Annotated in this window: 13 protein-coding genes and 1 tRNA gene; 11 read left to right on the top strand and 3 right to left on the bottom strand. The window is 59.2% G+C overall.

The genetic code is table 11. The features are described 5' to 3' along the window. Positions 1-54: 54 nt before the first annotated feature. The 8 genes from CCGE525_RS03300 to CCGE525_RS03265 all read left to right on the top strand — a co-directional run bounded on the left by CCGE525_RS03300 (position 55) and on the right by CCGE525_RS03265 (position 8,127). A complete protein-coding gene (locus CCGE525_RS03300; RefSeq protein ID WP_120703041.1) occupies positions 55-1,086 on the top strand; it encodes an SDR family oxidoreductase in 1,032 nt (343 codons plus the stop codon). Between the two features lie 125 nt (positions 1,087-1,211). Then, positions 1,212-1,952, top strand: a complete 741-nt coding sequence (locus tag CCGE525_RS03295; protein ID WP_120703040.1) for an SDR family NAD(P)-dependent oxidoreductase — start codon at positions 1,212-1,214, stop codon at positions 1,950-1,952. A gap of 298 nt (positions 1,953-2,250) precedes the next feature. After that, the gene (locus tag CCGE525_RS03290; RefSeq protein WP_120703039.1) at positions 2,251-3,207 is read left to right on the top strand and encodes a transcription factor; all 957 of its coding nucleotides are present in this window, start codon (positions 2,251-2,253) and stop codon (positions 3,205-3,207) included. A gap of 254 nt (positions 3,208-3,461) precedes the next feature. Further along, the gene (locus tag CCGE525_RS03285; RefSeq protein ID WP_120703038.1) at positions 3,462-3,746 is read left to right on the top strand and encodes a PsiF family protein; all 285 of its coding nucleotides are present in this window, start codon (positions 3,462-3,464) and stop codon (positions 3,744-3,746) included. Between the two features lie 158 nt (positions 3,747-3,904). Next, a complete protein-coding gene (locus tag CCGE525_RS03280) occupies positions 3,905-4,717 on the top strand; it encodes a class I SAM-dependent methyltransferase (protein ID WP_120703037.1) in 813 nt (270 codons plus the stop codon). 199 nt (positions 4,718-4,916) lie between these two features. Beyond that, positions 4,917-5,819 (top strand): GNAT family N-acetyltransferase, encoded by a 903-nt coding sequence (locus tag CCGE525_RS03275; RefSeq protein ID WP_120703036.1) that lies wholly within the window; start codon positions 4,917-4,919, stop codon positions 5,817-5,819. 233 nt (positions 5,820-6,052) lie between these two features. Beyond that, positions 6,053-6,481, top strand: a complete 429-nt coding sequence (locus CCGE525_RS03270) for a hypothetical protein (RefSeq protein ID WP_162950117.1) — start codon at positions 6,053-6,055, stop codon at positions 6,479-6,481. Beyond that, entirely contained in the window at positions 6,478-8,127 is a 1,650-nt protein-coding gene (locus CCGE525_RS03265; protein WP_120703034.1) for a hypothetical protein, read from the top strand. Before CCGE525_RS03270 ends, CCGE525_RS03265 begins: the two co-directional genes overlap by 4 nt. A gap of 182 nt (positions 8,128-8,309) precedes the next feature. Here the strand turns inward: CCGE525_RS03265 and CCGE525_RS03260 are convergent. From CCGE525_RS03260 to CCGE525_RS03250, 3 genes are all read right to left on the bottom strand, one after another. Next, positions 8,310-8,386, bottom strand: a tRNA-Arg gene (locus CCGE525_RS03260). Positions 8,387-8,511: 125 nt separating this feature from the next. After that, positions 8,512-10,032, bottom strand: a complete 1,521-nt coding sequence (locus CCGE525_RS03255) for a sensor histidine kinase (protein WP_120703033.1) — start codon at positions 10,030-10,032, stop codon at positions 8,512-8,514. A gap of 168 nt (positions 10,033-10,200) precedes the next feature. Continuing rightward, positions 10,201-12,204, bottom strand: a complete 2,004-nt coding sequence (locus CCGE525_RS03250; RefSeq protein ID WP_120703032.1) for a methyl-accepting chemotaxis protein — start codon at positions 12,202-12,204, stop codon at positions 10,201-10,203. 435 nt (positions 12,205-12,639) lie between these two features. Between CCGE525_RS03250 and rpmH the strand changes: the two genes are divergently transcribed. Genes rpmH through yidC form a run of 3 tightly spaced genes read left to right on the top strand, consistent with a single transcriptional unit; the run spans position 12,640 to position 14,993 of the window. Further along, the gene (gene rpmH / locus CCGE525_RS03245) at positions 12,640-12,774 is read left to right on the top strand and encodes a 50S ribosomal protein L34 (protein WP_120703031.1); all 135 of its coding nucleotides are present in this window, start codon (positions 12,640-12,642) and stop codon (positions 12,772-12,774) included. Positions 12,775-12,795: 21 nt separating this feature from the next. Continuing rightward, on the top strand, positions 12,796-13,197 hold the full coding sequence (gene rnpA, locus CCGE525_RS03240; RefSeq protein WP_120703030.1) for a ribonuclease P protein component: 402 nt from the start codon (positions 12,796-12,798) through the stop codon (positions 13,195-13,197). After that, positions 13,197-14,993, top strand: coding sequence for a membrane protein insertase YidC (yidC, locus tag CCGE525_RS03235; protein ID WP_120703029.1), 1,797 nt, complete (start codon positions 13,197-13,199; stop codon positions 14,991-14,993). The genes rnpA and yidC overlap by 1 nt, the downstream gene beginning before the upstream one ends. The last annotated feature ends 30 nt before the right edge of the window (positions 14,994-15,023 follow it).

Raw genomic sequence — 15,023 nt, 5'->3', positions numbered from 1 at the left:
TATGCTGGCGTGATATGATGCAGCGGAAACGCGCGAGAAATGGAAAGAACAGGAATGGCGGAAGCTGTTTTGGTGACGGGCGGCAGTGGGTTCATCGGCGGCTGGTGCATCGTCGAGCTTTTACGGCGCGGCTATGATGTCCGAACCACGGTTCGCAGCCTGACGAAGGCGCCGGCCGTAGAGGCGGCTATCGCTTCCGCTGTTGGCATCTCCGAGCTTGGTGGCGAGCGCCTGACCTTCTTCGTCGCCGATCTGACCAAGGACGACGCCTGGGATACCGCCGTTACCGGATGCGACTATGTGCTCCATGTCGCTTCGCCGCTTGGCGCAGACGCGCCGAAAGATCCGAACACGCTGATCGTCCCCGCCCGCGACGGCACGTTGCGTGTCCTCAAAGCCGCGACGAAAGCCGGCGTGAAGCGCGTGGTCGTGACCTCCTCCGCCGCAGCCGCCGCTTCGCCGCCTTGGAGCACCGAGAGCCTCAACAACGAGGCCGTTTGGACCGACCCGACTGCCAAGGGCCTGAATGCCTATCGGCAATCGAAAACGCTGGCCGAACGTGCCGCCTGGCATTTCATGGCCCAGCACGCCGGCCCGACGACTTTGACGACGATCCTGCCGAGCGCGGTCTTCGGCCCCATCCTGACGGCGGAAGGCCTTGGGTCTGTGCAGGTGATCCAGCGGATGCTATCCGGCAAATTTCCCGGCAATCCGCGCATTGGCTTCAGCATCGTCGATGTGCGTGATGTCGCGGATATGCATATCCGCGCCATGACAGCCCCGGAAGCGGCCGGCGAGCGTTTTCTCGCCAGTGGCGATTTCCTGTGGGCCGCGGAAATCTCAGCATTGTTGCGAGCAAAGCTCGGTGATCGCGCCAAGAAGGTGCCGACGCGCTCCCTTCCCGATTTCGTTCTCCGCATCGCCTCGATCTTCGACCCGGCGGTGCGACTGGTGACCCCGAGCCTCGGGCGAAAACACCGCTTCACGACGGCGAAGGCTGAGCGCGTGTTGGGCTGGCATGGCCGGTCGGCAGCGGAGACCGTGATCGATTGCGCCGAGAGCCTGATTGCGGCGGGAGCCGTGTAGATCGGCGGAAAATCCTTGCTTCGACGACCTCTCTCGATTCATTTCTAGCTGACCTCCTTGCCCTCCCTCCTCAAGCCGTGCCTAACTGCCGGCTAACAAACGGCCTGCAGACGCGGAGACATGACATGGGTAGGTTGGACGGCAAGGTTGCGTTGATTTCCGGTGCGGCGCGGGGGATGGGTGCGGAAGAGGCCCGCCTCTTCGCGGCGGAGGGCGCCAAGGTCGTCTTGGCCGACATGATCCATGATCAGGGCCGCAAGCTCGCCGAAGAGATCGGCGGTCTTTATGTGCCGCTCAACGTGGCGAGCGAGGCGGATTGGAACGACGCCATCGCCGCCATCGAAAAGAATTTCGGGGCCATGCAGATCCTGGTGAACAACGCCGCCATCCTGCGGCGTGCACCGATCGAGGAATGCTCGCTCGGCATGTTCGAAGAGGTGATCGCGGTCAATCAGACCGGCGTGTTCCTCGGCATGAAAGCCGCCGTCAGACTGATGAAGAACACCGGCGGCAGCATCGTCAACATATCGTCCACGGCCGGCATCCGCGGCCCCGCCAACAATGTCGCCTATGTCGCCTCGAAATTCGCCGTACGCGGCATGACCAAGGTCGCCGCCAACGAATTCGCCAAATACGGCATCCGTGTCAATTCCGTTCATCCCGGCCTGATCGAAACGCCGATGATCGACCCGTTTCTGGACCAGGAGGCCATCGACGCCTTTGCGGCACGCCAACTGATCAATCGGCTCGGCACTGCGCGCGAGGTCGCAGAAATGGTCCTCTTTCTCGCCTCCGACGCGTCCGCCTACTCTACCGGCGCAGAGTTCATCTGCGACGGCGGCGTGACGACGGGAAACAGGCAGTAGAGATCGGTCGAGTTCCAGACTGACTACCGGGCTGTCAAACGCGTCGGCGACGGCGCACCACCGGACGGCAATGACATCGGAACGGAACGGCAGACCTCCTCGCCGCGCCAGCGAAACCGTCCCAGCGATCGTTCCAAAGCCCGCGTCGCCCTGCCAGCACAACCTACATCCGATTGAGAATGAGATGACCCAATCGTAGGATGTTCCTCCCCTTTTGGACGAGATGACAAAAACGTGAACGAAGATCACATTTTTGTGAAATTCCCGACGCTTCTGTCATTCCAAAAGGATTCCGAACATGCCCACAGCAGTCGTGACGAAAACAGCTCGCCAGAATACTCGTGGTATCGAGGTCGGACCGAATGCTTTCAGAAATGACTTCAATAAGAGGTCATTTCAATTCAGCCACAACTTGGTCGGACATCGACTGTTCTCGCTTCCGCGCCTTGCCGAACTTGCGAAATCGTTGCTTGCGGACACGAGCACGAGAAGCGTGCGCTGGCAGGCGGGTGGCGCACCGGTGGACGCCGGCTGGGCCGTGCCGCTGCACGATAAAGTGGAGAGCGTCAACGAAGCGATCTCGAATCTGGCGGAATCAGGGTCGTGGGTGCTGCTCTACAGCGTGCAGCGCGATCCCGAATATCGGGCATTGCTGGATCAGCTCATGACCGAAATCCTCGCCGACACCGGTTGCTCGCGGGACGAAGTCACCTGGGAAGACGCCTACATATTCCTGGCCTCGCCCGACGCCGTGACGCCCTATCACATTGACCATGAAGCAACATTTCTGTTCCAGATTCACGGCAACCGAACCGCCAATATCTGGGATGCAAACGATCGCTCCGTCCTGCCCGACAAGGAAATCGAAAAATATTACATCGGCGATCTTAACGCCGCCAAATATACCATCGAAAAACAAAGCAAGGCGACGGTCTATGCCTTGAACCAGGGGACCGGCGTCCACCATCCGTCGAAAGCACCGCATGCGTTCAAGAACGGCGACATCTATTCGATCGCTCTCGGCATTCATTTCTGCGTGCGCGATTGCGATCGGCAGGCGTCCGTCTACCAGATGAACTATCTCCTGCGGCGCTGCGGCCTGAAGCCGACATCACCCGGCAAATCCCAATGGCGCGACAAATTGAAGGCCTCGATCATCGCAATGTTTGCCGACAAGAAACCAAAAACCAAGCACGACATGTTGCGCTCCGGCTTCAAAAAGCTGACCGCGCCGTTGCGCCTGGTTTTAAAGTGACGGCGAAAAAGATCGGCAGTGGCGTCGGACAGTTGCAACGTCGGGAAATGACGCCTTTTCTGGCGAAGGCTGAGTTCATCCGCAATGACGGGTGGAAAATGTCCGGGTGTAGAAGCAGCACAATCTAATCGCAGCGTGTAATTTCACCGATTGGTGGTATCGATGAAGGTGGTGGATTGATTTTGCTAATATATTGGTTCAACCTTCGTAGCTGACGACGCACCAAGCGTGTCACACCCAGCGGAGGAATGACTATGAGGTTAGTTGCTATACTCGCTGCTACAGCGGTTGTCGCTCTCATCGGCACGAGTGCCATGGCCCAAACGACAACCCCATCGACAACCACAACTACGCCGATGACCACCACGACGAAACCCGCCGGAACCATGGCCAAGCCAAAGGCGGCGACGACTACGCAAAAGACTGCGCAAACGGACATTTCGAAGGCGTGCTCAGCGCAGGCCGACGCAAAGGGACTTCATGGCAAGGAACGCTCCAAGTTCCGCAGCCAATGCAAGAAAAGCGGCGGCAAGATGTAAGCAGGCCGAGCCTGGCCCTGCGGTTGTGTTGGCGGCAAACGCGTAAAATATATGGGGTGGAGTTGCCGCCATCGACTTCGTGAGCCCATGGCCAAGCGGACGCGATAGCCGCATCAATATTCGTATCTTCATTCTCCAGCGGCATTGCGAGGTGCCCTATGAACACGGATTCGGCTCGTTTTGTCGGCGACATTCCGCAGCACTATGACACCGGCATGGGGCCGATCATCTTTGCCGACTATGCGGCCGAAACCGCACGGCGCGCGGCTGCGCTCAGGCCCGGGTGGGTTCTTGAGATTGCCGCCGGCACGGGAATCGTCACGCGCCGTCTGCGCGATGCCTTACCCTCCGGCGTGTCCCTGACAGCCACCGATTTCAACGCACCGATGCTGGACATTGCACGCAAGAAATTCGGCCCTGCCGATCAGATCGACTTCCAAACGGCCGACGCGACGCAACTGCCCTTTGCGGCCGACAGCTTCGATGCGGTCGTATGCCAATTCGGCCTGATGTTTTTTCCGGACAAGGACAAAGCCCATCGCGAAGCGCATCGCGTCCTTGCCTCCGGCGGTACCTATTTGCTCAGCGTCTGGGATCGGATGGACTACAATCCATATTCCCTCATCGCCCACGAGGTCGTCGGGCGTCTTTTCCCCGCCGATCCGCCACAGTTCTACACCGTGCCGTTTTCCTGCGCGCCAATCGACCCGATCAAGGAATCGCTCATAGATGCCGGCTTCTCCGACATCACGATTTCAGTGCTAAGGGTGGAAAAGGAAATTCCCGATACCGCAGCCTTCGCCCGCGGCCTCGTCTACGGCAATCCTGCTGCCGAACAGATCCGCTCGCGACAGGGCGCCGAACCCGAACAGGTCTTTGAGGCGATCTTACAGGAGATTCACCGCGCATTCGGCGACAAGCCGGCACGCATGCCTCTTCAGGCAATCGTTTTTTCGGCGAGGAAATTGTGATTTGGTCCGTTCACAGGCAGGGACGCCAACCATACACGGCCGTCGGGCGGTTTGCTTCTCTGACCTGATCAATCCACGAAATACCGGTCAGCTTCACCGAAAGTGGTAGCGGCGTTGTCCGAGACCGCGATCATGAGAACTGGTATGATTGACGTCGCGGCTCGTATTCTCTCCCGTAAACCTTTGCCGGAGTTATCCAATGTCGCTTGTTTACAGACCTGCTCAGGCGGACGATTTGGCCTCGACCGATGCTCTGGTGGTTGCCAGCATCAATGATCTTTCCGTTCGGCATGGCTTCGGCCCGATGGCAACGGCAAGCCCTCCCAACTTTCAGCTGTTTTCGCTCAAGGACGACCCGGATGGCCTATGGGTCGCGGAGGACGGCGGAGAGATTCTTGGCTTTGCCTGGAGCTGGGTTTGCGGTGATGTCTGGTTTCTGGCCCAGTTGTTCGTCGATCCCGCCCGACAAGGTCAGGGCATCGGAAATGAACTATTAGGACGAACCATGGAGCATGCCCGGAAGTCCCGAGCGGCGCACAAAGCACTTATTACTTTCACCTTCAATCGTGTCTCGCAGGGCCTTTACATGCGGCATGGCCTCTTTCCCAAAATGCCGATTTACCTCTTCAACGCCACGCGCGAACGGGTGATGCAGGAGTTGCCGGCGCCGCCACTCCACGCGATCGCGATCGACGACAGCGCCGCGACCATGGAAAAACTTGTCGAGATCGATTCCCGCGCCATAGGCGCCTCGCGAGAGAAGCACCACCGGTATTTGCTCGAGGACCCGACGACCACAGGAGTGCTGCTCTGCGCCGGCAGCGACTGCGTCGGCTACAGCTATGTCGCCTCGAGTGGGCACATCGGCCCGCTCGCCGTCAAGCGGCCTGACCTTCTTCGCGATGCCTTTGCGACTGCGCTGAAGCTGGCGGCAGATCGCTCCGCCGAGACGGTATCGGCCTTCCTGCCAGGCACATGCGACAGCGCCTTAAGCCTTGCGATCCAGCAAGGCATGCGGATCACATTTCCAATGCTCTTGATGGCATCGCCCGGCTACGGCGATTGGACGCAGTATCTGCCGCGAAATCCGGGGTTTATGTGATCACGCCTGCAGTTCTCTCTTTTGCTGGGAAAATGGCGCATCCGAGGGGACCAAACAGGGAACCGCTATGTAATTGTTACACCTGTTGATTGTTGTGCCGTTGCATTCGACCCGCCGCCGCCTGTAATTTGCTAGTGACTGGAGGGGAGATCAGCTCGATCGCAGGCGCCACCACGTTGCTGAGGTGCCCTCAATTTTGATATGTTGACGGCCATGGATTACTCAGGGGGAAAATGATGGTCCAGTTCGATGACCTGCTCAAGTCGGCCTTGATGCTCAATGACGAGATCAAGGACGGCAATCTAGAACCCGCTCGAACACAGCTCGCCTCTGAGATTGGGCGTCTCAACCAGGAATTCGATCTTGACGCGCTGCTGCCCGGTGGAGGCGGAGAGTTAGGCATGGCCGCAAAGCGCCGGGATGTCAGTAAATTCTACGATCTATTCATCGAACGAGTTCGCGCGAACCTTTGCGCCAAGAATGGCGAGTTCACGAAGCTGATTCGCCAAGGCATACAGTCATCAGTCGGGGCGACATTGACGGCACTCGTTCTAGCCCTTCACCTACCTGGCGCAGTACTGACTCTCCTTGTCCCGATGGCGGTGCTCATCTGCCATTCTGGTCTCGAAGCCTTCTGCGCCTTGCCGACGGCAAAGATGTGAGTTCAAGGGCTGTAGAGATTCTGGTTGAGGAATGCACTTTCAATCCTCGCACCTTGGAAATCAAATTCCCGGAGCAGGCGCTCGCTGCGTGTGAGTTGCCAGCCCGATACTTCTTCGAAGTGCTCGAGGATGCTCCCCGCCTGAGCTCGCTCTCGTTCCTTGACGAGCGCTGGTACGATGATCCGACCTCAAGACATGCTTATGAACTGGCCGGACCGCACGGACGGGCCGAGATAAACGCTATCATATGCGGCGTGCTGCACGAGGTCAGCCACAGGGTCGATCTCCTAATCACTCCGTTTGGCGTGCAGTATCTGATAGGAGCAGTGGAAGAGTACCTATTGCTCCAGGAATTTGTGCCTCTGGCACTTGATCGCGAGCAAACCCTGGGCGCGCTCACCCTTCTAAAGAACGTCACGGACGGATTGCCGTCGGATGCGGCCAAAGAGCCGAGATTGGCGGGGTTGTGGCCAAGACTTCATGAGGTAGTTCGCCGGACGCTTGCTTGGGGAGACTTGGGCAATCGAAGGCCGCCAGAAAGCGAGATAACGCGTGGCTGGTTCGAAGAATCCGAGCATCTTGAGAGGTTAAAACTTAGCCAACAAGATCCCATCGAACTGATAACGGTCTGCGGGTCTGTCTGTACCTTCCGACCTAAAGGAACCAAAGGCTGGTACGTTCGCCCGATGACCATATTCGAAGCCAAGGCGCTTGCGAACACGCTGCTGCACGTGCTCAAGCTTAGCGGCGGGCAGGTGGACGAGGTGAGACTGTTCTTCAACGCCTGTTATGGCGACAGGCTAGAGGAGCTCGAACCAGACTACCTTTATATATTCGACGTAGTGGCGCGGATCTTAGGACCCTTGTCGTTCCAACATGCGTTGGCAACCGCAAAAAGCGATCAAATTGCAACGCTGCTGCGCATCGTGTCCGGTGTGTGCTGGTTCGCCCTGCATGCGCCTCCGGTGCTTGGGGACAGTAAATTGTCGAGTGCAGCGGCAAGCGTCACGATCCGATTGTTCGTGGCTTTGCAGGAACTTGCTTCGCAACTTCGGCAGCAACCTCAGCTCGGGGCCGTTTCCGCTCTGTGCAGTCAATTTGAGTTGACGAAATTGTTCCGAGGCGCGCAGCAAGCAACTATTGGGGATGCACTCACCGAGTCTATCCGAGCTCTCGATGTTCTCGGTCCCAAGGTTAAAGAAATATGGAATCCCGACGTGCGGTCGTGGTTCCAACATCTGATCGGCGTCATGCGACCCTATTTTGACCAGCGCGACCCTAGATACGACTCGCTGCTGGGTATGCCTGATGACGGCAATATTGTTCCTGGCGTGCGTCGGCAGCATGAATGGGAAGCTCTATACGACGACCATGTACCCCAGGGTGGTGCGGCGGAATGGCTGGCCCTAAGGCCTACCCTGCTCTTCAGCTACGAGGTGCCGGCGCTTGGAAACGAGTTCGTGAAAAGGCTTGATAATCATTTCGGAGCACGATTCGTTATGTGGCATTGTGACGCCTGCTCCTCACTACTCCATGGCCAGTGGGTGTCACGATTCTCCGAAAGGGCGCGCCTCGTTTGTCCAGGGACCGGACAGTCGATTGAAGTACCTTTCGAAGACATGAAATCGATCGACATCGATCCCTAACCCCACGGAAGGCGCTTTGTCCTAGCGCAAACCTATTCGGCAGCCGACCTCACTCGTAGAGACCGTAGTTCGCTTGGTTTGTTGTCTAGCGCTGAGAAATGGACGATTCGCGTGCGGCCCGCTCGGATTGCGATCTCGCGCCAGCTGGCCATGCCAATCTTTATTTTTGAGTGATGAAGAAATGGCGCACCCGAAGAGATTCGAACTCCTGACCCCCAGATTCGTAGTCTGGTGCTCTATCCAGCTGAGCTACGGGTGCGTGGCCGAAACGGAAGGAACCGTTGGCGTGGGCGGTTCTCTAAAGCGTCCTTTGGGGGAATGCAAGTGGATTTGTGAAAAAGATCACGATTTTTGCAAACGATATCGGGAAGAGGCTGAAAACACTCAGTTTTCGTGGAAGCTGCGACTGCGGTAATCGTCGAGCGAGACCGGACGGTCGGGAATTTCGATACGGAACTGAGTGCCGGCGGCGGGTTTTTCCACCAGCGCGATGGTGCCGCCATGGGCGAGCACCAGTTCGCGGGCGATCGCCAGGCCCAAGCCGGTGCCGCCGGAGCGGGCAGAGCCGCGAAAGGCCGTGAAGAGGTTTTCCCGGGCCTTCTGCGGCATGCCCGGGCCGGTGTCGTCGACGGTGATACTGACGACGCTGCCGATGCGGCGTGCCGAAACCGTGATGCGGCGGATGCTGTCGGGCGCGGTCTCGGCGAAGGCGACCAGCGCCTGATGAGCGTTACGGCAGAGATTGTGGATGATGCGGAACAGTTGTTCGCCGTCGGCATCGACTTCAAGGTCGGGGCTCATCTGTACGACGAATTCGATGCCGCTCTCGGGATCGATCGCCAGGATATCGCGCACCTCGTCCATGAGCTCGAGCAGATGCATTCGGCGGCGGCGCGGCGCGGATTCGGAGGTTTGGCCGAAGGACAGTACCTCAGTGGTATAGCCGACGGCCCGGTCGATGGTGCGCAGGAGCTTTGGCGCGAAACGCTTGACCATCGGGTCATCGACGTCGACCAGGCGATCGGACATGAGCTGCGCAGCTGACAGGATGTTGCGCATGTCGTGGTTGATCTTCGACACGGCGAGACCGAGAGCGGCGAGGTTCTTCTGCTGCTTCAGCGTCTTCTGCAATTGTGACTGCATGGAAGCGAGATGGTGACCGGCCACCGCAAGCTCGTCGCGCCCCTCGTCCGGCACCAGAACGCGGCTCGGGTCTTCCGGATCATCGGAATAGGCCTGCATGCTGTCGGTCAGCCGACGGATCGGGCGAATCATCATGCGATTGATGGCGAAGAAGATCAACGTCGCGGTGAAGAGCGAAATCAGGATCGAGACGAAAAAGACGCTGCCGGAATAAGCAAGCATCGCGTTGCGCAACCGGGTATCCTTTAGCACCACCTCGATGCCTGTGCTGTCATCGCCGCCGACCGGGCCGAAGACGCGGATGATGCGGTTGCCGCCGAACAGCAGCGTGTCCAGCGCATCGCGGATCGCTGTCGGCTGGGAAACATCGCTTAAATCATATTGTTCATCGACGGAGGCCGGCATCTCGGCGGTCGCCAGCAGCCGCGATGTGCCTTCCTTGCGCAGCACGATGGCGCGTGTACCCGTCGCCATCAACGTCTCCTTCTGAAGAGCGCGCGGCAGCTCGACCGGCTGCAGGCCGTCGATGACGATGGCCGCGGCGGCCGCCGTGTTCAGGCGGTCTTCCAACCAGCGCAGCCGCATATTGGCGACGGAAGGGACGAAGATCAGCACTTCGGCGAGCAGGATGAAAATGACGGTGAGCATCAGAAGCTTGCCGGAAAGGCCGCCGAAAATGCCGGTGGGCCGGTAGAAACGCAAGTGAGTCCGAGCCTCGGCCTTGCTGCCTTCGCCGACGTTCCTGTCTTGCTCACTATCCATTTCGGCTGTCCCGCTTTGTTGCAAAGCGATCTGATGACGACATATCGAACGTAGATAATAAGAGATTGTGACGGTTTTTCCAATCGCTTCTGTCACAAAGCGGCCGACAGCTCATGCCGAAGGCGGGAGAACTGCGTCAACGCCCCCTCCCGTCGCCGACTGGCCGGATCAGAATTCCTCCCAACTCTGCGCAGCCGTTGCCGCCGCACCGCCGCCTGCAAAGGCGCCGGCGACCTTGCCGATCATGCGGCGTGCCGGCGAAGCCACGGGACGATGGGTTTCAGCGCGAGCCGGCGCCGGGGCGGATGCCGCACCCGTGTCGACCCTGAAGCGGGCGACGAGACGGACGAGACCATCGGCTTCGGCCGAGAGGCGATGGGTGGCGGCCGAGGTCTCCTCGACCATGGCGGCGTTGCGCTGCGTCACCTCGTCCATCTGGTTGACGGCTTTGTTGACCTCGGTCAGGCCGGTCGACTGTTCACGGGCAGCCGTCGCGATCGAATGGATATGATCGTTGATCTTCAGCACGCGCGCCTCGATCGCCGCCAGCGCCTCGCCGGTTGCCTGCACCAGCTTGACGCCGACCTGAACCTGATCGCCGGATTTGCCGATCAGCGCCTTGATGTCCTTGGCGGCGGTCGCGGAACGCTGCGCCAGTTCACGCACTTCCTGGGCGACGACGGCAAAGCCCTTGCCCGCCTCGCCCGCACGGGCCGCCTCGACGCCGGCATTCAACGCCAGCAGGTTGGTCTGGAAAGCGATCTCGTCGATAACGCCGATGATCTGGCTGATCTCGCCCGAAGCCTGCTCGATGCGGCCCATGGCATCGACGGCATTGCGAACCACCGTGCCGGAGCGAGCAGCGTTTTCCTTGGCTTCCGTCACCATGACGCTCGCCTCCTGCGCCCGTTCGGTCGAGCTTTGCACGACGGCGGTGATCTGATCGAGCGCCGCCGAGGTCTCTTCCAGGGCGGCGGCCTGCTGCTCAGTGCGCTTCGACAGATCGTCGCTGGCGTGGCGCAGCTCGTAGGTGTTGGAGTTGATCGAACCGGTCGTCTCGCGCACTTCGCGCATGGTGCTCTTGAGCGTCGCAAGGGTCGCGTTGACGTTCTGCTGCAGTTCGGCGAAGGCGCCCTGGAACTCGCCGCGCATGGTTTGGGTCAGATCGCCGTCTGCGAGGCTTGCAATGACGCGACGGACCTCGCCGACGCCGGTATCGACGCTCACCAGGAGTTCGTTGATGTTGCCGGCGAAGCGATTGAGGTTGACGTCGCCGTAATCCTTGTCGATACGGCGGCTGAAATCGCCGGAAGCGGCTGCGGCAACCACCAGAGACATGCTGGATTGCAGGTCGTCGCTCTTGGCGCGCATCGCCGTTTCCTCGGCATTCATGCGGCGCACGGCATTGCCGTTCTGCTTGAAGACATCGACGGCGGCCGCCATCTCGCCAATTTCGTCGGCGCGCCCGGCAAAGGGAACATCGATATCGAAGTTTCCGTCAGCCACCTGTTTGATCGTCGCGGTCACCTCGCGGATCGGCCGGCTTAGATGGACGGTACCGATATACATGCCGAGGCCGGCGCCGGCGCCGATACCGACCATCATCATGCCGAGCACGGCCCACATGACCGTTTGGCGGAAAGCCGTGATATCGGCATCGACAGCCGCAAGCGCCGCCTTGTCGGCCTGAACGACGGCATCGATTTCGGCCTGGAAGGCCTTGCGGTTCGCGCGGTTGGCATCGTTGTTGCCTTGCTTGTTGGCGGCATCCGGACCGTCGGTCACACCGAGGCGGGCGGTCTCGGTCCGGAATGTGCGGAATTCTCGCGCGCGGTCCTGCAATTTGCCGAACTCGGCTTTCTGCGTTTCGGGAACCGATGGCGACCAGGCGGCAAGCACCTTGTCGATTTCGTCGAGGTCACTCATCAATCCATCGGCGAAGCTCTTGGCATCCTTGGCGGAACCGGACGCATAGATACCGCGCGATTCCATCACGACCGCGGTCACATAACGGTTCAGATGCTCGCCCATATAGGCACGGCTCGCCGCCAGCTCATAGGCCTGGAGCTGCCGGTCATACTGATTGACGGCATAAAGAGCGGTTGCGCCGATCAAAAGCGCTGCACCGGCCATCACCGCGACGAGCAGATTAATTTTACCACGAATCTTCAACGATGTGCCCCCTAGTAGCGGAAGACCCCTAAAAAGCCAGGGCTTCCCGGCATATCGTTAGATATCGACTAAAATCATTAATGTTAGCTTGCGATATTTCGAATATAAATTCGGAAACACTTTCGCTCATCTGGCGATCGCGAACAATAGTTTCGCCTAATATTATCTATTCCGAATATTTATAATTAGCCGAGCTGCCTGGGACATACATCGTGGTGACGCATCGGCAGAACAAAGCTCATTTTGGCAAGGGAAGCCGGGTTCCAGGAATCTTTACCGGCATAATTGACTTCCGGGGGCTTGATCCTTATAAGCCCGCGCACGTCCGGTCATGGAGCCTGCCTTTGCGGGCCAAGTCCGTTCGCCATAATCAACAGCGCTCCTTGCTTTTAAAGCAAAGCTCAAGAAGGGCCGCACTCCGCGGTGTTTAAATAAATGAAGCGTACCTATCAACCATCCAAGCTTGTCCGCAAGCGTCGTCACGGTTTCCGTGCGCGCATGTCCACCAAGGGCGGTCGCGCGGTTCTTGCCGCTCGCCGTAACCGCGGTCGCAAGCGTCTTTCGGCCTAAGGGCCGGAAATGCCCGGTAAGATGGCGGGCGAATTGACGAATGAACGACCCAAAAAGACTGTCGGGCGGCTGAAAAGCCGGCCGCAGTTTCTTGCAGTCCGCGAAGGCGAAAAGCGCAGGGGAAGTCTCTTCCTCATCGAAGTGCTGGACCGCAAGCTCTCCGACGCCGAACCCCGCGTTGGCTTTACCGTCACCAAAAAACACGGCAACGCGGTGGAACGAAACCGCATGCGGCGCAGGCTGAAAGAAGCCGTGCGACTTCATGCGGGATTTGCAATGCAGCCCGGACACGACTATGTGGTTGTCGCGCGGCGCGATGTGCTGACCGCACCTTTCGAAAAGCTGGCGAGCGAACTTGTCAGCCGCATCGAAACCAGGCCGAAACACCGGCGGCCGGAAACGGACCGCTCCAGGAAAGTATGATGGAAAACAACCGCAATTACTTCATAGCAATTGCCCTGTCTGTGCTGATTGTCCTCGCCTGGCAGTTTTTCTACATGAACCCGCGCCTCGATGCGCAGCGCCAGGCCGCAAAGCTGCAGCAGCAGACGCAGCGGGCTCAGACGACGCAGACCCCGGCCGCAGGCGCAGCCGTGAACGGCTCGGCGCCGGCGAACGGCCAGACCGCACCGACAGCCCTCACCAGCGACCAATCGGTTGCCAAGTCGTCGGCTTCGCGCGTCCTGATCGATACGCCCGCGCTTGCAGGCTCCATCAACCTGGAAGGCGCTCGCCTCGACGACCTTAGGCTCAAGGGTTTTCATGAGACGGTCGACAGAAGCAGCCCGATCATCACGCTGTTCAGCCCGGCCGACACCAAGGACGGCTATTTCACCGAACTCGGCTTTATCGGTAGCGACGCGACCGGCTCCGTTCCCGGCCCCTCTACGGCCTGGACGCACGCAAGCGGCGACAAGCTGACCGAGAAGACGCCGGTGACGCTCACCTACACCAACGAGAAGGGCGTCACCTTTACCCGTATCATTTCCGTCGACGATCGCTACATGTTCACGATCACCGACAAGATCGCCAATGCGGGTCAGGCGCCGGTATCCGTGTCGAACTACGGTCGCGTCACCCGCTTCAACAAGCCGCTGACGCCGAGCACCTACGTATTGCACGAGGGCTTCCTCGGCGTATTCGGTGCGCACAGCGGCATTTCGGAAAGCAAGTACGCCGCCGTCGAAAAGGAAAACGTTCGGAACGAGCAAGTGACCGGCGGCTGGCTCGGCATCACGGACAAATACTGGGCAGCGGCCATGGTGCCGCCACAGACGGTGCCGTTCGATTCCAACTTCTCGCATTTCACCGATGGCCAGCCGCGTTTCCAGGCTGACTTCAAGAACACACCCGTCACCATCGCGCCGGGTCAGTCCACCGAGATCAAGACCCTCGTCTTCGCCGGCGCCAAGGAAGTACCGGTCATCAATGCCTACGAGAAGAGCTATTCGATCCCGCTCTTCAACCGCCTGATCGATTGGGGCTGGTTCTGGTTCCTGACGCAGCCGATGTTCCAGCTGATGGACTTCTTCTTCCGCTACTTCGGCAATTTCGGCGTCGCCATCCTGTGCACGACCATCGTCGTCAAGGCGTTGTTCTTCCCGCTCGCCAGCCGGCAATATGCCTCGATGGCGAACATGAAGCGCATGCAGCCGAAGATGGAAGAGCTGAAGGCCAAGTTCGGCGACGATCGCATGGGCCTGCAACAGGCGACGATGCAGCTCTACAAGGAAGAGAAGATCAATCCGATTGCGGGTTGCTGGCCAGTACTCCTGCAGATCCCGATCTTCTTCTCGCTCTACAAGGTGATCTACATCACCATCGAGATGCGCCATGCGCCGTTCTTTGGCTGGATCCAGGACCTTTCCGCTCCCGATCCGACCTCGATCGTCAATCTCTTCGGCCTGTTGCCTTTTGCCGCTCCGGCAATGCTGCATCTCGGCGTCTGGCCGCTGATCATGGGCGTGACCATGTTCCTGCAAATGCGCATGAACCCGACGCCCCCGGACCCGACCCAGGCGATGATCTTCAACTGGATGCCGCTGGTATTCATGTTCATGCTCTCAAGCTTCCCGGCGGGTCTCGTCATCTACTGGGCCTGGAACAACACGCTGTCGGTCATCCAACAGTCGATCATCATGAAGCGCCATGGCGTGAAGGTGGAACTCTTCGACAATCTGAAGGGCCTCTTCAAACGAAAACCGGCGCCCTCGAAATGACGTTAAAAGCCCCGCTTCGGCGGGGCTTTT

The sequence above is a fragment of the Rhizobium jaguaris genome, assembly GCF_003627755.1.
Taxonomy (GTDB): Bacteria; Pseudomonadota; Alphaproteobacteria; order Rhizobiales; family Rhizobiaceae; genus Rhizobium; species Rhizobium jaguaris.
This window is presented reverse-complemented; position numbering and strand designations above follow the sequence as displayed.